The sequence below is a fragment of the Neobacillus niacini genome (assembly GCF_000759675.1).
GTDB lineage: Bacteria > Bacillota > Bacilli > Bacillales > Cytobacillaceae > Neobacillus > Neobacillus niacini_A.
The window spans coordinates 59,595-82,109 of record NZ_BAWM01000152.1 but is presented as its reverse complement, the minus strand read 5'-3'; the positions used below and the strand labels follow the sequence as shown (position 1 = coordinate 82,109).

The 22,515-nt window shown below is 38.6% G+C and carries 18 protein-coding genes, 1 tRNA gene, 1 pseudogene and 1 riboswitch; of the genes and pseudogenes, 19 read left to right on the top strand and 1 reads right to left on the bottom strand.

The window, feature by feature from the left end; genetic code table 11:
* The first annotated feature begins 15 nt into the window (after window positions 1-15).
* The 5 genes from TR08_RS26820 to TR08_RS26800 all read left to right on the top strand — a co-directional run bounded on the left by TR08_RS26820 (window position 16) and on the right by TR08_RS26800 (window position 8,929).
* Window positions 16-2,145, top strand: a complete 2,130-nt coding sequence (locus tag TR08_RS26820) for an alginate lyase family protein (protein WP_045523497.1) — start codon at window positions 16-18, stop codon at window positions 2,143-2,145.
* A 46-nt stretch (window positions 2,146-2,191) separates the two neighbouring features.
* A complete protein-coding gene (locus TR08_RS26815; protein ID WP_052427647.1) occupies window positions 2,192-2,851 on the top strand; it encodes a YesL family protein in 660 nt (219 codons plus the stop codon).
* Complete coding sequence (locus TR08_RS26810) at window positions 2,832-5,417, top strand: beta-galactosidase (protein ID WP_045523493.1); 2,586 nt, start codon at window positions 2,832-2,834, stop codon at window positions 5,415-5,417. Before TR08_RS26815 ends, TR08_RS26810 begins: the two co-directional genes overlap by 20 nt.
* 152 nt (window positions 5,418-5,569) lie before the next feature.
* Window positions 5,570-7,342 carry an excinuclease ABC subunit UvrC gene (gene uvrC / locus TR08_RS26805; protein ID WP_045523491.1) on the top strand — a complete coding sequence of 591 codons (1,773 nt, stop codon included), beginning with the start codon at window positions 5,570-5,572 and terminating at the stop codon, window positions 7,340-7,342.
* A 69-nt stretch (window positions 7,343-7,411) separates the two neighbouring features.
* Window positions 7,412-7,589: riboswitch (Lysine riboswitch) on the top strand.
* A 119-nt stretch (window positions 7,590-7,708) separates the two neighbouring features.
* A complete protein-coding gene (locus tag TR08_RS26800) occupies window positions 7,709-8,929 on the top strand; it encodes an aspartate kinase (RefSeq protein WP_045523490.1) in 1,221 nt (406 codons plus the stop codon).
* 134 nt (window positions 8,930-9,063) lie between these two features.
* On the opposite strand, the gene TR08_RS26795 is transcribed toward TR08_RS26800, so the two are convergent.
* On the bottom strand, window positions 9,064-9,516 hold the full coding sequence (locus TR08_RS26795) for a YslB family protein (RefSeq protein ID WP_045523489.1): 453 nt from the start codon (window positions 9,514-9,516) through the stop codon (window positions 9,064-9,066).
* Between the two features lie 447 nt (window positions 9,517-9,963).
* Here TR08_RS26795 and TR08_RS26790 point away from each other — a divergent pair, with 447 nt between their 5' ends.
* From TR08_RS26790 to tig, 14 genes and pseudogenes are all read left to right on the top strand, one after another.
* Window positions 9,964-10,572, top strand: coding sequence for a succinate dehydrogenase cytochrome b558 subunit (locus tag TR08_RS26790; RefSeq protein ID WP_045523488.1), 609 nt, complete (start codon window positions 9,964-9,966; stop codon window positions 10,570-10,572).
* 62 nt (window positions 10,573-10,634) lie between these two features.
* The gene (gene sdhA / locus TR08_RS26785; RefSeq protein ID WP_045523487.1) at window positions 10,635-12,392 is read left to right on the top strand and encodes a succinate dehydrogenase flavoprotein subunit; all 1,758 of its coding nucleotides are present in this window, start codon (window positions 10,635-10,637) and stop codon (window positions 12,390-12,392) included.
* Window positions 12,393-12,398: 6 nt separating this feature from the next.
* Window positions 12,399-13,160, top strand: coding sequence for a succinate dehydrogenase iron-sulfur subunit (gene sdhB / locus TR08_RS26780; protein WP_045523486.1), 762 nt, complete (start codon window positions 12,399-12,401; stop codon window positions 13,158-13,160).
* A gap of 137 nt (window positions 13,161-13,297) precedes the next feature.
* A pseudogene (locus tag TR08_RS26775) lies at window positions 13,298-13,887 on the top strand (class D sortase).
* A 164-nt stretch (window positions 13,888-14,051) separates the two neighbouring features.
* On the top strand, window positions 14,052-14,276 hold the full coding sequence (gene gerE, locus TR08_RS26770; RefSeq protein WP_009796032.1) for a spore germination transcription factor GerE: 225 nt from the start codon (window positions 14,052-14,054) through the stop codon (window positions 14,274-14,276).
* 227 nt (window positions 14,277-14,503) lie between these two features.
* Window positions 14,504-14,953 carry a MarR family winged helix-turn-helix transcriptional regulator gene (locus TR08_RS26765; protein WP_045523485.1) on the top strand — a complete coding sequence of 150 codons (450 nt, stop codon included), beginning with the start codon at window positions 14,504-14,506 and terminating at the stop codon, window positions 14,951-14,953.
* A 16-nt stretch (window positions 14,954-14,969) separates the two neighbouring features.
* On the top strand, window positions 14,970-15,764 hold the full coding sequence (gene racE, locus TR08_RS26760) for a glutamate racemase (protein ID WP_045523482.1): 795 nt from the start codon (window positions 14,970-14,972) through the stop codon (window positions 15,762-15,764).
* A 135-nt stretch (window positions 15,765-15,899) separates the two neighbouring features.
* On the top strand, window positions 15,900-16,946 hold the full coding sequence (locus tag TR08_RS26755; RefSeq protein WP_045523480.1) for a GerMN domain-containing protein: 1,047 nt from the start codon (window positions 15,900-15,902) through the stop codon (window positions 16,944-16,946).
* 133 nt (window positions 16,947-17,079) lie between these two features.
* The gene (rph, locus tag TR08_RS26750) at window positions 17,080-17,832 is read left to right on the top strand and encodes a ribonuclease PH (RefSeq protein WP_045523475.1); all 753 of its coding nucleotides are present in this window, start codon (window positions 17,080-17,082) and stop codon (window positions 17,830-17,832) included.
* An 11-nt stretch (window positions 17,833-17,843) separates the two neighbouring features.
* Window positions 17,844-18,449, top strand: a complete 606-nt coding sequence (locus TR08_RS26745) for an XTP/dITP diphosphatase (RefSeq protein WP_045523474.1) — start codon at window positions 17,844-17,846, stop codon at window positions 18,447-18,449.
* Window positions 18,450-18,451: 2 nt separating this feature from the next.
* Window positions 18,452-18,970 (top strand): metallophosphoesterase family protein, encoded by a 519-nt coding sequence (locus tag TR08_RS26740; RefSeq protein WP_045523473.1) that lies wholly within the window; start codon window positions 18,452-18,454, stop codon window positions 18,968-18,970.
* A gap of 402 nt (window positions 18,971-19,372) precedes the next feature.
* Window positions 19,373-19,449: transfer RNA gene (locus tag TR08_RS26730), tRNA-Arg, on the top strand.
* A 430-nt stretch (window positions 19,450-19,879) separates the two neighbouring features.
* Window positions 19,880-20,905, top strand: a complete 1,026-nt coding sequence (locus TR08_RS26725) for a tetratricopeptide repeat protein (protein ID WP_045523471.1) — start codon at window positions 19,880-19,882, stop codon at window positions 20,903-20,905.
* Window positions 20,906-21,070: 165 nt separating this feature from the next.
* Complete coding sequence (gene tig / locus TR08_RS26720) at window positions 21,071-22,348, top strand: trigger factor (RefSeq protein WP_045523470.1); 1,278 nt, start codon at window positions 21,071-21,073, stop codon at window positions 22,346-22,348.
* The last annotated feature ends 167 nt before the right edge of the window (window positions 22,349-22,515 follow it).

Here is a 22,515-nt window from a genome sequence, read left to right as displayed (position 1 = left end):
AGAGGGGGAAAGGCTATGAGCACACTTTGGAACTTGCTTAATCTAGATCATCCTAGTCTTTTCGAGGTAAAAAAGGCATTTATTCAGAACAAATTCAAGGAAGCCCTTGATTTATTAAATATTCATTTTCTAAAAAGAGAAGAACCGAAGCTTTATTTTTACAATCATGAAATAGAACATCTTGTGGAATTTGCAAAAATCCATTATCCAAAGGACATTGAACGTGTGTACGCTGTAGCTGAACAAGTCGTCAATCAAGTGTTTGTGTTTCAAGAAGCCTGGGATATGGAACGGACAAATATCCCTGTTTCATTCAAAGGAAAAATAGATTGGAGCCATATTCCTTTTGACGACCCAGAATGGACGTATATGTTAAACAGACACCGATTTTTTATCCCTCTTGGCCAAGCCTACTTACTAACAGGGAATGAAAGGTATGCACAAACCTTTTGTGAACAGCTCTCAGACTGGATTGACTGTAATCCTAAACAAGCTAATTCGGCATCACTGACATGGCGGACGATTGATGCCGGCATAAGAAGCAGTAACTGGATTAAAGCTTATTATTATTTTAGAAATAGTCCCCATTTTACAACACAGAATTTTGAAAAAATGCTGCTTTCTTTATTTGAGCATGCCCAACATCTAGCAAGTGATTTTACGAATTGGAAAGCAATTAGTAATTGGGGTGTCATCGAGAACAAAGCTTTATTTGAACTTTCTATTTTTTTAAACGAATTTAATCAGGCAAGCATTTGGCAAACATTAAGTTTAGAGCGATTAAGGATCACCGCGCGTCTTCAAATTATGAAAGATGGAATGCACTGGGAACAATCCCCAATGTATCATAATGAAGTTCTTTTATGTTATTTAAGTACGATTCACCTGAGTGAAAATAATCAAATTGAAGTCGATAAATTAATAATAAATGCTGCAAGAAAAATGGTGTATGCAGACCTATTCATGGCTAAGCCTAATCATCATCAGCCGATGAAAGGTGATAGTGACAGTTTTGACCTCAGGGATATCATTACACGAGCGGCCATCCTTTTAAAGGATCCTATCTTAAAATTCGGAGGTTTCCCAACCATTGATTATGAGAACATGTGGGAATTTGGGTTAGAGGGAATTGACTTTTACACCAATCTTCCTGTAGAAAAACCAAAGGATTTGTCTGGTGGATTTGAGGATTCAGGGAACTTTTTTATGCGTTCAGGATGGGACGAGGATGCACTTTATTTATACTTTCATTGCGGACAATTAGGTGGTGGTCATGGACACGCGGATCTTTTTCATCTGGACGTCCATGCATACGGCAAAGAGTTTTTAACGGATCTTGGAAGATATAATTACAGTGACAGGTATCCAGTAAGAAGAGAATTAAAAAGTGCAAACGCACATAATACAACCCTTGTTGATGGAATTGAATTTACAGAGTGTATCGATACATGGGGCTTTGGCAAAATCGCAGCGCCACTAATGGCGAAATGGGTTAGCGATGAACAGTTTGATTATGTCGAAGGTAGTCATGACGGTTACCTACATTTAAAGGACCCGGTCTATGTTCGAAGAAGAATTGTCTTTGTAAAGCCGTATTACTGGCTGCTTGTGGATGAGTTTGAATGTAAAGGTGAACATACTTTTTCGCAGAACTTTCATTTTTCACCCGGAGAAATTAAGTTAGATGATTCAACAAATAGCTGCTTTACAGATAATTTGAATGAAGCAAATCTCCATCTCATTCCAATAAACTCAACTCCTTTTACAGCTGTAGTTAAGGAGGGGCATATCTCGTATGAATACAATCTGCTTGATAAAAATAAAAGTGTTCATTATGAAACAAAATCAACAGGCCCAACAGCTTTGATGCAGCTTATATACCCTCAGAGAGCCGGTGACAAGGCAATACCAACTGTGACAACGGTCGAAGTTTATGATTTGTTTGGAGAGATAGTGGATCGGAAAGATGCACAAGCATTTAAAATTTTTATACCACATCTGGATGAGGAGCATTTGATAATCGTTTGTCATAAAAAACCTTCCCTGCACCGAATGTCATATTGTATTGACGGGACTCAGCTTTTTGGAGAAATTGTTCTCATAAAAAGAAAGGGTGCCGAAGAAGAAGTGATTCTTATTAAATAGCACCAGCTGATGAGACAAATATAACCGAAAAGATAGGTGAAATATGATGGAAATGAAAGGAATGCTTTCAGGGATTTATCGAATTTCAGAGAAAGTCATGCTGATTGCTTATACAAACATTTTATGGATTTTGTTTTCTCTACTAGGCTTTGTCTTAATCGGTATAATGCCAGCGACTGTAGCCATGTTTGCGGTAATGCGAAAACTAATTAGGGAAGAGGAACAGGTATCGATCTCTAGCTTGTTTTGGAATAAATATAAGGATGAATTTGTGAAAGCCAATCTTTACGGTTACTTATTATTGATTGTTGGTGCTGTTTTTGTAATGGATGTCATGTTATTTCAATCCTTAGATGGGTTGCCATTTATGCTATTGTCAATCCTATCTGTCGGATTATTGCTGGTATTTTTGGCCGTTGTCCTATATTTCATACCACTCTATGTCCATTATGACTTACCATTTTTTCAATATATAAAAACAGCATTCTTATTAACTTTTACATACCCAATCCAAACATTCATCATGATTGCTTCCGGTGCGGTCATCGGATTCATCTTATTGCTGCTTCCTGGCTCATTATTTTTCTTTAGCGGAAGCTTGTATTGTTTTATTGTAACGAAAACAGCTTTGAAGGTATTTGCTCATGTAGAAGAACAAAAAGAGGTAATAGAAAGGGAGAGCCAGTATGGCGAGTATTCAATTTGATAAAAATAGCTGGATTATTGATAGGAATCGGGTTTTCATCAAGTCAGCAGCTGTTCACTATTTTCGCCTGCCTCGTGCAGAGTGGGATGAACTGCTAGATAAAGTAAAAAAAGCAGGCTGTAATTGTATTGAAACTTATATTCCTTGGAATTGGCATGAAGAGGCAGAAGGTGTATGGGATTTTGCAAACGATAAAGATTTGGGAACTTTCCTAAAGAAGTGTGAAGAAAGAAATCTGTATGTCATTCTGCGACCAGGGCCATACATTTGTGCGGAATGGGATTTCGGTGGTCTGCCATGGTGGCTGAGTTCCAAGGAAAACATGAAATACCGCTGTTATCATGAACCATTTTTACACTATGTAGATCTGTATTTTGACGAATTAGTACCGCGGATTCTTCCCCATTTGATCACTAATTCAGGTACAGTAATTATGGTTCAAGTTGAAAATGAGTTTCAAGCACTTGGAAAACCTGATAAAAAGTATATGGAATATTTACGAGACGGACTCATTACAAGAGGGATTAATGTTCCATTAGTAACTTGTTATGGCGGTGTTGAAGGAGCGGTTGAGTTCCGGAACTTTTGGTCTCATGCAGCGGATCATGCAAAAATATTAGATGAGAGATTCGAAGGCCAACCAAAAGGAGTTCTTGAATTTTGGGTTGGTTGGTTTGAACAATGGAGCGGGCCGAAAGCAAATCAAAAGACAGCAGGTATGTTAGAAAAAACTTTATATGAATTGCTGCGGGAAGGTTTTACAGCCATCAATTATTATATGTTTTTCGGAGGAACGAATTTTGACCATTGGGGCGGTCGTACGATTGGTGAACATACATTTATGATCACATCGTATGATTATGATGCACCCCTAACCGAGTATTTGCAAGAAACACCAAAGTATCAGGTAATCAAACGAGTTCACAGCTTTATTGATTGGGTCGAACCGGTATTAACAAATCCTGCGACTATTGATGAGTGTACCGCACTACCTGAAGGGCTGCAAGGCAAAACAGTACAGACTAAAGCTGGAAGTATTACGTTTCTTACAAATTCGAAATCGGAGCGTGCAATTCACAACCTTTATAGCCCAGAGGATCAATATCAACTCAGTATTACAATTGAGCCAGATGGAATTTTACCTGTCGTAAAGAATATGAAAGCAGGAAAATTAGCGGGCAAAACAGTGAAGATTTCAGCACTAACTGCATATTCAACAGGTTTTTCAAATAATGTTGGTACTGTCTACCATGAAACAGGGCAGCAATCCTCACTAGTTTTACAAGTAAAAGATTTTGATGAACTCTCGATTTCCTGCCCATATCCGCAGCGTTACGAAAAGCTAAGTGGTGGGGAATTGCAATTTACATTATTTCACGGGTCAAAACCGCAGGTAATTTCCATTAAGGATTGTAAAAATGAGTGTTTTGAAATCATCGTGAACGATCGAAAGACGGTGGAGAATGATGGCGAAGTCATTGATCCCGAAGGGGAGGTTACATTTTCATTAGCAGATTGGTATCAGGCGCCAGAAAAAATGGATGAATCGATGAGCAAGGAATCAGTTAAACCGCTGAACTTTAGTTCATTTGGACAATGGAGTGGGTATTTATCGTATACTGCACAGTTTGATTCGAACGAAACTGGTCAAAAAACTTTAATTTTCCCAAGAATTGAAGATCCAGCACGAGTATTCCTTAACAATCAATATATAGGACTTGTGAATGATTTAGGGGCAGCTTCTATCGAGCTTCCTGTTGAAAAAGGCAATAATAGCATCCGCTTCTTGGTTCAAAATATGGGTCGCTACAATTTCACACAAGCTTTAGGGGAACCGAAGGGAATAAGTGAGTCTCCTAGTCTTGATGGACTTGTGGTTGACTTATTAGATGGCTGGAAAGTGGAAGGTATCGGTAAAACACATTCATTAAGAAATGTTCCCGAAATCGAGGGAAGAATTTCATTTTTGAAGGAATTTGTCAATGATCAAGGCTTCGAGAAAGCCATACTTGTTGGAGAAGGACTTCAAAGATTGAGCTTGAATGACGGGGTGCCAGTCATGCTCATGACGAACGAAACTGCTTGGAATCGTTTTGATGCACCATATGGAGTGGCTGATGTAGGTCATCTCTTAAATGATGGCTTTAATGAATTTGAATTTGATGGGCAGGGGCTCAAAGGAATTTCGAAATTAAAGCTTTATTTATACAAGGAAGAAAATCAGATAGAACATTGGAAAATGCAAAGCGCTGCTCTTTTAACCGAACCGAACGAATGGCAAAGGATTGATCATCTATTAAGTAATGACGAGGTCAGACCATGTTGGTATAAAACCACATTTACAACATCATTGCAATCTACTGATGATGTAAAAGTGAAGATACGTTTAGATGGGTTATCAAAAGGAACTTTCTGGGTGAATGGTTTTTGTTTAGGACGATACTGGCAAATCGGACCTCAAGAAGAATATAAAATACCTACAAGTATCTTAAAACAGGAAAATGAACTTATTATTTTTGATGAAGAAGGAAGTTTACCACTACAAGTAAAATTAAATAAGGTATAATGAACTTATTCTTTTTATTTAACTGTCAGTCTTTTGAAAAAACCGGATTTTTTCCGGTTTTTTTATTTACCAAATACCTACGCTTTAATTTATGGCTATTTTGCTATAAAATTTTAAGATAGACTAAAATTGACGGATTGGAGTAGTCGGGAATGAATGAAACTATCAAACAAAAATTAACACTGCTGCCTGATCAGCCTGGCTGCTACTTGATGAAGGACCGTCAGGGAACGATCATTTATGTAGGAAAAGCAAAAGTACTAAAAAATCGCGTACGGTCATATTTTACCGGATCACATGACGGAAAAACGTTTCGACTCGTCAATGAGATTGAGGACTTCGAATATATCGTCACCTCATCTAATATCGAAGCACTGTTACTCGAATTAAATTTAATTAAAAAATACGATCCCAAATATAATGTGATGCTAAAGGATGATAAGACCTATCCGTTTATTAAGTTGACAGCGGAAAGACATCCGAAACTAATCATTACTAGAAAAGTCAAAAAGGATAAAGGAAAGTACTTTGGTCCGTATCCAAACGTTATGGCCGCAAATGAAACGAAAAAGCTTCTAGACCGAATCTACCCATTACGGAAATGCTCGACCCTTCCTGACAGGGTTTGTTTGTACTACCATTTAGGACAGTGTCTGGCGCCATGTGTAAATGAAGTTCACGAAGAGCAATACAAACAAATGACCGACGAAATCACCCGCTTCCTCAATGGCGGATTTAAAGAAATAAAAAAAGAACTAACTGAAAAAATGACCAGTGCTTCTGAAGAATTGGATTTCGAGCGTGCGAAAGAATTCCGCGACAAGATTATTCATATTGAAACCATTATGGAAAAGCAAAAAATCACAATGACAGATTTTACTGATCGTGATGTATTTGGCTATGCCGTCGATAAGGGCTGGATGTGTGTTCAAGTTTTCTTTGTACGCCAGGGAAAACTAATTGAACGTGATGTTTCCATGTTTCCAATTTACAATGAGCCAGAAGAAGAAATTCTCACCTTCTTTGGCCAATTTTACGAAAAATCCAATCATTTTAAGCCAAAGGAAATTCTGATTCAGGATGAAATTGACTTAAATCTAGCAGAACAGCTTCTTCAAGTTAAAGTCATAAAGCCGCAGCGTGGTCAGAAGAAAGACCTGATTAAAATGGCAATCAAAAATGCAAAAATAGCATTGAATGAGAAATTTTCGCTAATTGAAAAGGATGAGGTAAGGACCATAAAAGCAGTTGAGAATCTTGGAGAGCTTATGGGGATTTATACCCCTCACCGAATTGAGTCTTTCGATAATTCAAATATACAAGGGACAGACCCTGTATCTGCCATGGTTGTCTTTATCGATGGGAAGCCAAATAAGCGTGAATATCGTAAGTATAAGATTAAAACGGTCAAGGGACCTGATGATTATGAATCCATGCGTGAAGTGACGAGAAGAAGGTATTCAAGGGCATTAAAAGAGGAATTGCCACTTCCGGACCTCATTATTATTGATGGTGGAAAAGGACATGTGGAGGCTGTCAGAGATGTCCTAGAAAACGAGCTTGGCTTGGATATTCCATTGGCTGGATTGGTGAAGGATGATAAGCACAAGACATCTCAGCTTTTATATGGCAATCCACTTCAAATTATCCCGCTTGGAAGAAACAGCCAAGAGTTTTACTTATTACAAAGAATTCAAGATGAGGTTCACCGTTTTGCGATTACCTTTCATCGCCAAACCCGGGGAAAAAGCGCATTTCAATCATTGCTGGATGACATTCCAGGTGTCGGTGAAAAACGAAAAAAGCAGTTGTTAAAAGAATTTGGTTCGGTTAAGAAAATGAAAGAAGCCACATTTGAAGAGTTTAGAGCCATCGGAATTCCAGCCCCTGTAGCGGAGGAATTAATTAAAAAACTTCAATCCTAGTGATTGTCAGAAAAATGCCACTATGCTATAATGAGTGAAAATTATATTACTATCACTTTTTAATACTGAAGTGAAGGTAGAGGTGCGAGCTTCAATAGTAATGATTCGGAGAAGGATGAGCTTCAGTGATGAATCATGAAAGGGGATGTTCGCCGAAGTGAAGAAAGTCTCATTTCTTTCTTTTCTGGTCCTGTATTGAATAAATGCCGGATTGTCAAGACGATTGTCTTGGAGAGCTATCTTACATTGTAGACGCAGAATTTTTTTGTGTATTCAAGCAATGAGATGCCCTCTCATTGCTTTTTATTTTTTTTGCGGGGAAAAATATAATGATAGCTAAACCTATAACTGAAAGCAGGGGAAAAGATGGGTTTAATTGTACAAAAGTTTGGCGGTACTTCGGTTGGAAGTGTAGAAAGAATTCTAAATGTAGTGCAGAGGGTAAAAGCTGAAACTGATCAGGGGAATCAGGTTGTAGTGGTTGTATCAGCAATGGGAAAATCAACCGATCAGCTGGTGAATCTAGCGAAAGAAATTTCTGGACAGCCAAATAAACGGGATATGGATATGCTGTTAAGCACAGGGGAACAGGTAACGATCGCCCTATTGTCAATGGCATTGAATGAGCAGAATCTGCCTGCAGTATCGTTTACAGGGTGGCAGGCTGGAATTGTCACTGAGCCTGTCCATGGGAATGCCCGCATTACAACGATAAATACAGAAGCTGTAAATAAGCAACTTGTTGAAGGTAAAGTGGTAATTGTCGCAGGTTTCCAAGGGGTTACAGAAAATGGTGAGATTACAACTCTAGGCCGAGGCGGCTCAGATACGACAGCGGTAGCACTAGCAGCTGCATTAAAAGCTGATAAATGTGATATTTATACTGATGTAACCGGGGTTTTCACCAGTGACCCAAGATATGTGAAGAGCGCACGTAAATTACGATCCGTGTCTTACGATGAAATGCTTGAGCTGGCTAATTTAGGGGCAGGTGTATTGCACCCTAGAGCGGTAGAGTTTGCAAAAAACTATCAAGTACGGCTTGAGGTTCGCTCAAGTATGGAGAGAGTAGAAGGAACAGTAGTTGAGGAGGAAGCATCAATGGAACAAAACCTTGTAGTCCGTGGAGTGGCATTTGAAGATGAAATTACAAAGGTGAGTGTGTTAGGACTTGCCAATTCTTTAACTAGTTTATCAACAATTTTTACAACATTGGCCGAGAACCATTTAAACGTAGATATCATTGTCCAAAGCACAACAGAAGCAGAAACAGCAAATCTTGCCTTCTCGATTAAAACGGAGGACCTCCTAGAGACTTTAAATGTTCTTGAAGATAACAAGGATGTACTGAACTATGAGCAGCTTGACGCCGAAAATAAACTGGCTAAAGTGTCCATCGTTGGTTCAGGAATGATATCGAATCCAGGGGTCGCAGCTAAAATGTTTGAAGTTCTAGCAGCAAACCAGATCCAAATTAAAATGGTCAGCACCTCAGAAATCAAAGTCTCAGCAGTTGTTGAAGAAAAACACATGCTAAAAGCAGTAGAAGTACTACACCAAGCATTTGGCCTAAATAGCGAAGCATAATAAAAAATAAAAATGAAAAAGCCTTCCTTGGAGGAAACTCCAAGGAAGGCTTTTATCCAAAGTGTCCGCCTGAGGTGGACAGTGTCCACGAGAGGTGAACACCTTTTAGGTGTCACCTTGGTGACAGGCACCGACTAAATAGTATCTTTACGATCCCATTTGACGGTGAATTGGACTTTGTTTGCTTTTTTTACTGGGTGTTCGAAGGTTTCGGCAATGACTTGTTTTTGGAGTTCGATTTGTTGGGCCAGGAAGCCTGCTTCGATTTGGAAGTAATGTTCGGCTTTTGATTTGACTCGAGAAACGATTAAAGGGCTGTCTAGTTCAAATTCAATTTCATCTTTTCGTTCTTTTTTAATTTCGAGCTGTCCCCATGAGGCTCTTGTGAAAAATTCGATGATTTCATCAAGGCTTTGTAAAGGGTGACTACGCGCTAGTCGTTTTCCAGCCCAGTAAAGGATTTCGGGTGTGTCTTTTCCTAAGATCTCTGGCAATATGAATTCCCTAATTAATTCATAACCAAATAGAGAAATATTTCTTGGTTCATTCGATTGTAAATTAAGTTCGACGGCAGTACTTTCATTCATTTTTCTTCCCCTCTTTCTACCATTCTATTATATACAATTACGTCTTTAAGTTAAGAACACTTTTTATGGAATATAGTGTAAAGCGTTAGAGTGGTGAAGGATTGTTATTTTGCAATACGATAGCCTGTCTTTCATCATAATTATGTTTCCCAAATAAAATCATGGAGTATGGACTAAATTTAATTTTTCATTGTAATTCTACTGGATTTAATGCAAGAAAATTCCATTTTAACAAATAAAACTAATAATTTATTATAATATCAATATATTTTAAAAATTTTATTTTTATCAAAGTTTTGTGTATCCGTTTTCTTGACGCTCTATGCTGATGGGAGTAAAATGGACATGTCACATAATTGTCACAGTGGTGCTAAGTTTAGGAATTGTATTTAAAAGGACATTTAAAAAAGGCTTAACATCATTTTAAAAATTCAAGGGGGGTTAATTATGGCGGGGAATCGAGAGTTTTTGAATCGAAGATTGCATTCTTTACTTGGAGTAATTCCAATCGGAGTATTCCTATTGCAGCATCTTGTAGTCAATCATTTTGCTACAGGAGGGGCTGAGTCCTTTAACAAAGCTGCAGATTTTATGGGGAACCTACCTTTTAGAATTATCCTAGAAACAGTAGTTATTTATTTACCAATTTTATTTCATGCAATCTATGGCCTTTATATTGCTTTTACCGCAAAAAACAATGCCGGGAAATATGGCTATTTCAGAAACTGGATGTTCTTACTACAGCGTGTATCAGGTGTCATTACGTTAATCTTTATTACATGGCACGTATGGCAGACTCGCGTTGCAGCAGCATTTGGTGCACATGTTAACTATGACATGATGGCAGATATCCTATCTTCACCATTCATGTTTGGTTTCTATCTGATTGGTATCATTTCAACTATTTTCCACTTTGCAAACGGATTGTGGTCATTCTTTGTTAGCTGGGGTATTACAGTTTCCCCTCGTTCTCAAGTAATTTCTACATATTTTACAATTGGTGTTTTTGTAATCCTTTCAATTGTAGGAATTAGAACACTTTTAGCTTTTGTTTAAAAATAACTTCATACTCTGTGTTGAAAAATATCGGATTTTTTGGATTAAGGGAGTGAGTCATAATGAGTAAGGGTAAGGTGATCATAGTTGGTGGCGGCTTAGCCGGCTTAATGGCAACCATCAAAGTTGCAGAAGAAGGAACACCAGTAGAATTATTTTCACTTGTTCCAGTTAAACGTTCCCACTCCGTTTGTGCCCAAGGTGGTATGAATGGAGCAGTAAATACAAAAGGTGAAGGCGATTCACCATGGATTCACTTTGATGATACCGTATATGGCGGAGACTTCTTAGCCAACCAGCCTCCAGTAAAGGCAATGTGTGAGGCAGCACCTGGTATCATTCACTTAATGGACCGGATGGGAGTTATGTTTAATCGTACTCCAGAAGGACTATTAGATTTCCGTCGCTTCGGGGGTACTCAGCATTCGCGTACAGCATTTGCTGGTGCAACAACAGGTCAACAGCTGCTATATGCGTTGGACGAGCAGGTTCGCCGTCACGAAGTAGCTGGATTAGTTACAAAATACGAAGGCTGGGAATTCTTAGGTTCAGTTGTGGATGACGATGGTGTTTGTCGCGGAATCGTGGCACAAAACTTAACATCTATGGAGATCAAATCCTTCGCTGGGGATGCCGTTATCTTGGCAACTGGTGGTCCTGGAATTATCTTCGGAAAAACAACGAACTCTGTAATTAATACTGGTTCTGCAGCATCAATCGTTTATCAACAAGGTGCATATTATGCAAATGGTGAGATGATCCAAATTCATCCAACTGCCATTCCTGGAGATGATAAGCTTCGTTTAATGAGTGAATCAGCACGTGGAGAAGGCGGCCGGGTTTGGACATATAAAGATGGAAAACCATGGTACTTCCTAGAGGAAAAATATCCTGCATACGGAAACCTTGTACCGCGTGATATTGCCACACGTGAAATCTTTGATGTGTGTGTAAATCAAAAACTAGGTGTTAATGGCGAAAACATGGTTTACCTCGATCTTTCTCACAAAGATCCACATGAATTGGATGTTAAGCTTGGAGGAATTATCGAAATCTATGAGAAGTTCACTGGAGATGATCCACGTAAACTTCCAATGAAAATCTTCCCTGCTGTTCACTATTCAATGGGTGGGCTTTGGGTTGACTATGATCAAATGACAAACATTCCAGGACTATTTGCTGCTGGAGAATGTGATTTTTCACAGCATGGTGCTAACCGTTTAGGTGCCAATTCATTACTTTCTGCGATTTACGGTGGAATGGTCGTTGGACCTAATGCTGTAAGATATATTAAAGGACTTGAAAAGAGTTCTGACGCTGTCTCTTCAACTGTTTTTGACCGTCATGTAAAAGAACAGGAAGATAAGTGGAATTCTATCATGTCATTAAGTGGTACAGAAAATGCCTATGTACTTCATAAAGAGCTTGGTGAGTGGATGACGGATAACGTTACAGTTGTTCGCTTTAATGACAAGCTATTGAAAACAGATGAAAAAATCCAAGAGCTTTTAGTGCGATATAAAAATATCAATATCAATGATACATCTAAATGGAGTAATCAAGGGGCAGTATTCACTCGCCAGTTAGAGAACATGCTTCAATTAGCTCGTGTTATGACAATTGGTGCTTACAACCGTAATGAGAGCCGTGGTGCTCATTATAAACCTGAGTTCCCTAACCGTAATGATGAGGAATTCTTAAAAACAACAATGGCGAAATTTGTTGATAGCTCATCTGCTCCTGCTTTCCACTACGAGGAAGTAGATGTTTCATTGATTCAGCCACGTAAACGCGATTACTCAAAAAGTAAGGGGGAGTAGAAAAGCATGTCTGAAAATAAAACAGTAAAATTTATTGTTACCCGTCAAGATAGCCCTGATTCTGCTCCTTATGATGAGGAGTTTGAACTTGCGTATCGTCCAAATATGAACGTAATTTCTGCTTTAATGGAAATTAGAAGAAACCCTGTCAATACAAAAGGACAAACTACTACCCCTATTACTTGGGATAGTAACTGTCTCGAAGAAGTTTGTGGAGCATGTTCAATGGTTATTAACGGTAAGCCGCGCCAATCTTGTTCTTCGCTAGTTGATCAACTTGAGCAGCCAATCCGTTTAGAGCCTATGAGAACATTCCCAGTTGTGCGTGACCTTCAGGTTGACCGCAGCAGAATGTTTGATGCATTAAAGAAAGTAAAAGCTTGGATTCCAATCGATGGAACATACGACTTGGGACCTGGTCCTCGTATGCCAGAGAAAAAGCGCCAATGGGCTTACGAGCTTTCAAAATGTATGACTTGTGGTGTTTGTCTTGAGGCATGTCCAAATGTAAATAGCAGCTCAAGCTTCATTGGACCACAGCCATTATCACAGGTTCGTCTTTTCAATGCTCATCCAACTGGTGAGATGAATAGGTCAGAGCGTTTAGAAGCGATTATGGGTGATGGCGGACTAGCTAACTGTGGTAATTCACAGAACTGTGTCCAATCATGTCCGAAAGGAATCCCATTAACTACATCAATTGCAGCATTAAATCGTGATACAACGATCCAAGCATTTAGAAACTTCTTCGGAAGCGACAATGCGTAGCTAGATCTAATTATGATTCTTAAAACCTTCTTTTCTAATATGAAAAGAAGGTTTTTCTATCTATAGGCTAGGACCATTAAACTGCCTTTTGGTATACTAATAGTAAGATCTTTTCAAAGTTGGAAAAAGGATGATATATGAGGGTGAAAAAGCTTCCGTTATTAATAATATTGGCAGGATTAGTTGTCATTGGAATCGGAGTTTGGCAAATCGTTGAGACTAATTTTATGAGTGATGCTTCACTAAAAGAAGCTAAAAGAATAGTAGCACAGGCCGAGTCAAATTATGATGAAGAAGAACCTTTTAAAAACCCACAAAAAATTGTCCCTCCAAAATTTGGTGACACAGTCGGACTACTGACGATACCGAAGATTAAATCTGAACTGGCAATTGTTGAAGGTACTGACCCGAATGATTTGAAAAAAGGTGTAGGACATTACAAAGGTTCTTTCTTTCCTGGAGAGAATGGCAGATTGTTTTATCTGGTCATCGTGATACTGTTTTCAGGTGGTTAGGTGAGCTGGAGCCGGGAGATCTCTTTGAGGTGCAAATGCCAAATGGGAAATTTAAATATGAATTAACCAGTACAAAGATTGTTGATGCGGATGATAGAACCATCATTACCCTGCAAAATTCGAACGAAGAATTAATTGTTATCACGTGTTATCCATTCCGTTTTGTAGGTAACGCCCCACAACGCTATATCCTTTATGCTAAACCAATATAAAGTCCTTTTACATAAGGACTTTTTTTATTAATCTTTTTTCACAAAATTATTCTCCTTAAAGCATTTCTAGTCACTCTAGATGTGTCATTCACATATGATATCGTGACTAAATATATACCCACCCCACGGTTCATAACTGGCGAAGGCAAGGAGGGTCACAATACTTGAAGGAGAATGAATATACTCACAAGCCGTTACTCACCAAACGTGAAAGAGAAGTATTCGAACTCTTAGTACAGGATAAAACTACTAAGGAAATCGCTGGTGAATTATTTATAAGCGAGAAGACGGTTCGAAATCATATTTCCAATGCCATGCAAAAGCTTGGTGTAAAGGGGCGTTCACAAGCGGTTGTAGAGCTCCTTCGTATGGGAGAGCTAGAACTTTAATCATGACCGGCATCCTTCGGGACGCCGGTTCATGTTTTTATAAGGAATTTGAAGAATAATTATTTGTCGTAGACTTGGATAAATACATATGCTCAAAATGAATTTGCTTTGTAATATGTTTCAACTTGAAATTTTATCGAAAAAAGTAGAAAATAAGAGCAAGATGGAAGACCGGTAATGTCTGCGAAAACAAGGCAAGGGGAAGCCACATATAGGAGTGTTATAGAATGACTGTTGAAGATACACAAAAGGTTAGTGTGGAAATTGTCGCTAGAATAGAAAAAGATTTACGTTATATTTCAGGAATTGTTAAGCAAAAAGGTAGAGAGATGCTTAGTCATTATAAAATTACCCCACCGCAATTTGTGGCACTGCAGTGGCTTTTTGAAGATGGCGATATGACCATTGGAGAGTTGTCCACCAAAATGTATTTGGCCTTCAGTACGACAACTGACCTTGTAGACCGGATGGAAAAAAACCAACTGGTTGTAAGGGTAAAGGATCCTAAGGATCGCCGTGTCGTCAGAATTCACTTACTTGAAGAAGGCGAAAGAATAATAGATGAAGTAATAAAGAAACGTCAAGTTTACTTAGAGGAAGTTTTAACAAATTTCTCATTAGAAGAAATTCAACAACTTCAAAGCAATTTAATGAAACTGCATCAAGATATGCGTTAAAAAAGAGGCGAGAATTTTGAAACAACCAATTGGTGTTATTGATTCCGGAGTTGGTGGATTAACGGTTGCAAAAGAGATTATGAGACAGCTTCCTAATGAAAAAATCATTTATTTAGGGGATACTGCAAGATGCCCATACGGTCCGAGACCTCTAAAGGAAGTAAAAAGATTCACCTGGGAACTAACTACATTTTTACTAGAAAAAAACATAAAAATGCTTGTTATTGCCTGTAACACGGCAACGGCAGCTGTCCTGGATGAGATTAGACATGAGCTAAGCATTCCAGTGATTGGAGTTATTTATCCTGGATCACGTACGGCTATCAAGCGTACAAAGAACTATCGAGTAGGGATTATAGGTACAGAAGGAACCATTAAAAGCGGTGCCTATGAAAAAGCGTTAAAAGCACTTAACAGCCGATTATATGTTACAGGACAAGCATGCCCAAAATTCGTTCCTCTCGTTGAGAGTGGTGAATATGACGGGGAGATTGCTGAAAGAATTGTCAACGAAGCGTTAAAACCTTTGCAAAATCAAAATTTAGATACACTGATCCTCGGATGCACCCATTATCCATTGCTTGAACCGCTTATTCAAAAAGTGATGGGTGAAACTGTGAATGTCATCAGTTCTGGGGATGAAACAGCAAGGGAAATTAGTGCTATTCTCCAGTATAACAATATACTCGATACAGATGAGAATGAACCGGAACATGAATTTTACACGACCGGGTCACGGTATATCTTTTCAAAAATTGCTTCTCAGTGGCTGGAAGTACCTATTAATAATGTTAAAAAGATTAAATTATAATTAAGTTCCTATTAAAGGGGCTATTTTTTTTGGAAAATAAATGAAAGAATGTCCAATTTTCTTTTCTAAAGACGGTCTATTTAGTTGAATAAGCTCGTATACATATTAGTACAAACTGTCTTAGGAGGGAAAAAAATGTCTAAAAATAAAGTAAAACCCCTTGTTACCGCTGTTTTTGCTTCAACACTTCTATTATCGGGGTGCGGTTTGTTTGGTAAAGAAGTCCAGAAAAAAGTGGATCCACCAAAACAGGTTACAGTAACCGATACAAACCCAACTAAGGAAACCACCGGTAAGAATGAAGAAGTCGAAGGTTCAGTGAAAACAGAGTTATACTTAATTAATAAAGATGGCTTAGTTGTACCACAAACATTAACATTGCCGAAAACAACCTCTGTAGCGACGCAAGCCTTACAATACTTAGTTGCGAATGGTCCAGTTACAGATATGCTGCCTAATGATTTCCGAGCTGTGTTACCAGAAGAAACTCAAGTTTCCGTTAACATTAAAGATGGCGTTGCAGTGGTCGACTTCTCGAAGGAGTTTAAAAACTATCAGCCTGAGGATGAAAGAAAGATCCTTGAAGCCGTAACCTGGACACTCACACAATTTGATACAGTGGAAAAGGTAAAGCTTCAAATGAATGGTCATGATTTAACGGAAATGCCTGTAAATGGAACACCGATAAGTGAGAATCTATCAAGAGCTACAGGTATCAATCTTGATACTGCCGGTGTTACGGATATTACGAACACAAAGCCAGTGACAGTTTATTATATCGGCGGTGAAGAAGGAGCATATTATTATGTACCTGTTACAAAACGGGTTAACACGAGCGAAAAGAATAATATCGTTGCAGTGGTTAATGAACTGGTAAAAGGACCAGATACAAAATCTAATTTGGCTTCAGAGTTTATGCCTGACGTAAAACTTCTAGAAGTACCGAAAATTGAAGCTGGAAAAGTTACTTTAAACTTTAATGAATCCATCTATGGAAGCTTTGAAGAAAAAATTGTTTCTGAACATTTATTAAACGCTCTTGTACTTTCATTGACTGAACAAAAGGGAATTGAAAGTGTTGCGGTTACGGTAGATGGCAAGGCAGAGCTGGTCAACGATAAGGGAGAAAAATTATCTGAACCGGTCACTCGTCCAGAAAAAGTCAATACAGGTAGTTTCTAAAAATTAATTTTTGATATACTATATAGTGATAATCACAGGAGGTTGCCTTTAGGCTTCCTCTTCTTTATTTGATTTTTTTGATTGTCTGAGAAACGGTGGGAGTGGTATACCCATCCATAAGGAGGAAACAGTTGTGCGTGTTGATGGTAGAGAACGACTGCAATTAAGACCCATACATATTGAAACAGGTTATTTAATGCACCCGGAGGGCTCTGTCCTTATTTCAGTGGGGAATACAAAGGTAATTTGTACAGCAAGTATCGAGGAAAGAGTTCCACCTTTTATGCGCGGAGAAGGCAAAGGCTGGATAACAGCAGAATATTCCATGCTGCCGCGAGCAACAGAAACAAGAAATATTCGTGAATCTTCAAAAGGGAAGGTTACCGGAAGGACGATGGAAATTCAGCGATTAATTGGACGCGCTCTGAGAGCTATCGTTGATCTATCTGCATTAGGTGAAAGAACGGTTTGGATTGATTGTGATGTCATTCAAGCAGATGGCGGAACAAGGACTGCTTCCATTACAGGAGCATTTGTAGCGATGGCCATCGCCCTAAATCGACTTGGAGAAAAAAAGGGAATGAAGTTCCCGATTACAGATTACTTGGCGGCTACGAGTGTTGGAATTTTAAAAAATAACGAAACCGTTCTTGATCTAAATTATGCAGAAGATTCTAAAGCACTAGTGGATATGAATATTGTGATGACGGGAAATGGCGAATTTGTAGAATTACAAGGGACAGGCGAAGAATCTACGTTCTCTTACCAACAGCTGCAGGACCTATTAGGTGCAGCTCAAGAAGGGCTGATGGAGCTATTTGAACATCAAAAAAGTGCTTTAGGGGAAGAAATAACGTCAAAAATTGAAGCAAGACGTAAGAAATAAGGGGATCGAAGATGAAGGAAGTTATAATAGCAACCAAAAATCCAGGTAAGGCTAGGGAATTTGAACAAATTTTTGCACCAAGAAGGATAGCAGTCCGGACGCTGCTTGATTATCCTGAAATAGAGGATGTAGAAGAAACAGGAAAATCTTTTGAAGAAAATGCCACCTTAAAAGCAGAAGCTGTTTCGCAGCAATTGAATAAAATGGTGATTGGGGATGATTCCGGCTTAATAGTGGACGCACTAGAGGGCAGACCTGGAATTTATTCAGCGCGGTATGCAGGTGAGCCAAAGAATGATCAGAACAATCTTGAAAAGGTGCTGGATGAATTACAGGATGTTTCTGAAGAAAATCGTACCGCTCGTTTTTATTGTGCTCTTGCAGTAGCGTTGCCTGGAAAAGAAACCATCACTGTAGCGGGAACTTGTGAAGGTCGAATTCTCGCGGAACCAACGGGAACAAATGGATTTGGTTATGACCCCGTCTTTTATGTGCCAGAAAAAGGCTGCGCAATGGCAGAACTATCTTCGGATGAAAAGAATAAAATAAGTCATCGAGCCAATGCATTGAAAAAGCTTGAAGGTATCCTAGATTCTATTGTGGAGAGAGCGGAATAATCATGAGCAAAGTTCTTGTTGTAAGTGATAGCCATGGTTTAACGAAAGAGCTTGAGGTATTAAGGGAGCGGCACCTGAACGAAGTAGATTTAATGATTCATTGTGGGGATTCTGAGTTAATGGCTGACGATAAAGCGATAAATGGTTATTTGACCGTGATGGGAAATTGCGACTTTGGCGGCTATCCATTAGAAACAACAACTGAGATTGCTGGACGTAAGTTCTTTATTACTCATGGTCACAAGTATTCAGTGAAGACATCATTAATGAACTTAAAATACAAGGCAGCAGAGGTTGGTGCAGATATCGCCTGTTTCGGACACTCTCATGTTTTAGGTGCCGAAGTTATTGGTGGTACCCTGTACTTGAACCCTGGGAGCATACGCATGCCAAGGGAACGCTACGAAAAAACTTATGTGATTCTAGATTTATTAGAAGAGAAAATTAAAATGTCCGTATATGACATCCGTGGACAGGAACTTAAAGAGTTAGCATTTGAATTTGTTTTGCCAAAAAAATGAGGGAAGATTACTTCTTCCCCATTTAAACTACCCGGAGTGACCGAAATGTTTTTTCTGGTAGCTCTTGGGTCACTCCAGACTATCTGGAGTGACCCAAATGTTATTTCAGAAAGCCCTACGGTCACTCCAGACTATCTGGTGTGCTCCAAATGTTATTTCAGAAAGCATTACGGTCACTCTAGACTACTTGGAATGCCGCAAATGCTATTTCAGAAAGCCCTACGGTCATTCCAGTCATCTTGGAATGCCCCAATGTTATTTTTCAAAGATCTTGTTAATGGGAAAAGTAATATATTTGCGCGATTAGCCCAATTTTTATATGTACAAAAAAAATCTTCAAATAGTGTTGACTTTTATATATATCCTTTATATAATAAATCTTGTCTTTGAAAAACTTATTACGTCCCAGTAGCTCAGCCGGATAGAGCATACGCCTTCTAAGCGTACGGTCGGGAGTTCGAATCTCTCCTGGGACGCCATTTAACTACATACCAAAATATATTACTCACCTACTGAAGGTGAGTTTTTTTGTTTTAAAAACCAATAATTCAATAATCCTGCATTAAAAACTAAATTTGCATAAGGATGTGCCCGAAAACCACTCAGTAGCAGATTTTGGGGCACAAACCCATCTACCGGTACATTTTTTAAACTATGTTTGTTCACTCGCTCGCTCAATAAGGTGAGTTTTTTTGTTTTTCTCAAATTTCATGCTACACTATTTTCCATATAGACTATGTCTAGCTTTAGCGCCTAGGGGCTCGAGTCGCTTCGGTCCTGCAGATGAAGTCAAAAAGCGAACTTCACCACCAGCAGGCCCTCCAGTGCTTGTCGCCCCAGGGGAAAAAATGAAATGCTTTTTTCCCTGACCAAGGCGCTGACGCTTTTCATGCAGAGGACGGTATTTATATGAAAAAACGGGAACGAGCGAAACGGAAAGATAATATTATATTCCTTCCCGGACTCGAAAAGAGATTGACGGATAAGGGTCTTGAGAGCCTTCAAAACAAAAGGTACCAAGAAGCGATTACCTTGCTTGAGGAAGCAAGAGTCCATGACCCAGAAAATAGTGATATATTAATAGGTCTTGTCCTCGCTTACTTTGAAGCAGGAGCCTATATAAAAGCGAAAGAACTTACAAATGAAATGCTATTAAAGGGTATTGGTGATTATTTTCATTTGGTTGATCTTTATCTGACCATATTAATACAGCTGCACGAATATCAAGAAATAGTCTCAACGATTGAAGCCCTGTTTGACGAAAAGGAGATTCCGCCCGACCGGCATGATCACTTTCTCACCATCCTCCAATTTAGCCGGCGAATGGCTGACAATAATCAGGAGGAGCCAATGGAAGAACCAAAAGAAGATACCAATCTGAAAGAGCTAAAACTATCTTCACTAAAAAACTTAAATGAGCAAATGCTCGTGATTTCAAGTTTGGCGGAAAAGAATATTCGTCCCTATATGGATGAAATCAAAGAGTTTCTAAACTCAGAATCTGGTCATCCCTTCTTAAAAACCATGCTGCTGTCTCTATTAAAAGAGCAGGAATATGATAAGAAAATAATGGTTAGAAAGTTTAGTGAGGATCTAAGCGTTGTTCCCACAGAAATTCCAGACATTCAAACACAGCCGAGAATGAAGGAAATAGAGAATATACTAGAAGCAAAATTAGAAAATAGTGACCCTGTTTTATTTGAAAATATTAAAGGGATGGTAGAAAGGATTTTCTTTATTAGCTATCCTTTTGAGCTCAAGCCTGAAGCTGTGTCAGCCTGGGCTGCTGCTTTTCACCTACTCGTTCTTGATTATCTAGGCGGAGATAAGAATGTCGATGATATTTCAGATGAATACGAGATTTCTATCGAAAAAATAGAGCTGGCACTCTCAAAAATCAAAGAATTAGAAGAAATTTCTTATCCTAATATATAGGTAACTCTGTTGAAAGAAAAAAATCCTGTGTTATAATGTAAGGGTTGCATTGTGTAAAAACTATATTTTACATAAAAAAAGTGGAAAATGTCTTGGATGTACAAGTCATATTCCTACCATATTCGTTACGAATGAATTGATAATAGATTGTTGGAGGGAAAATGTATGACAGTAAAATGGGAAAAATTAGAAGGAAACACTGGCGTCCTTACAGTTGAAGTAAGCGCGGAAAAAGTAAATGAAGGCTTAACTGCAGCTTTTAATAAAGTTGTTAAGACAGTAAATGTACCGGGCTTCCGTAAAGGGAAAATGCCTCGTCCAATGTTTGAAAAGCGTTTTGGTGTAGAATCTCTTTATCAAGATGCATTAGATATTCTTCTTCCAGAAGCATACGGTAATGCAATTGACGAAACAGGAATCGAGCCAATTGATCGTCCTGATATCGATATCGAGCAAATGGAAAAAGGGAAAGAACTTATCTTCAAAGCGACTGTACAAGTTAAGCCTGAAGTAACATTAGGCGAGTACAAAGGTATAGAAGTAGAAGAGTTCGACACAACTGTAAAAGACGAAGATGTTGCAAAAGAATTAGAAACTCTTCAAAACCGTCAAGCTGAGCTTGTAGTGAAAGAAGAAGGTACTGCTGAACTTGGTGATACTGTTGTTCTTGACTTTGAAGGATTTGTTGATGGAGAGGCTTTCGAAGGCGGAAAAGCTGAAAATCATTCACTTGAATTAGGTTCTGGCTCATTCATTCCAGGATTTGAAGAGCAGTTAGTAGGATTGGCTACTGGCGAATCTAAAGACGTAGAAGTATCTTTCCCTGAAGAGTACCATGCAGCTGAACTTGCAGGTAAGCCAGCAGTATTTAAAGTTACTCTTCATGAAATTAAAGGAAAGGAACTTCCTGCATTAGATGACGAGTTTGCTAAAGATGTTGATGACGAAGTTGAAACATTAGATGCATTAAAAGAAAAGATCAAAACTCGTTTAGAAGAGAGCAAAAAGCACGAAGCAGAACACCACTTACGTGATTCAGTAGTAGAAAAAGCTGCTGCTAATGCTGAAGTTGAAATTCCAGATGTTATGGTTGAAAGCGAAGTAAACCGTATGCTGCAAGAATTCGAACAGCGTTTACAAATGCAAGGGATGAACCTTGAGCTTTACTTCCAATTCTCAGGTCAAGACGAGAATGCACTACGTGGACAAATGAAAGAAGAAGCTGTGAACCGCGTTCGCGTTGCTTTAACTCTTGAAGCAATTGCAAAAGCTGAAAACATTGAAGCTACTGATGAAGATGTTAATGCTGAGCTTGAAAAAATGGCTGGGATGTACAACATGACAGTTGAAAACATTAAGCAAGCACTTGGCGGACTTGAAGGTATCAAAGGCGATCTTCAAAAGCAAAAAGCGGTTGAATTCTTAATCGAAAATAAAAAATAACACATAATATAAAACGTGGCACGATTTTATCGTGCCTGTTTTTATACATTTTTTCAATTACATATTATAATAAGGACAGGGAAACCTTTTTAACAAGCAGGAAATAAAAGAATACATATCGAATTAAGTAAAACCAGCCATGTGAGAGATTTATTTTATTAAAATGT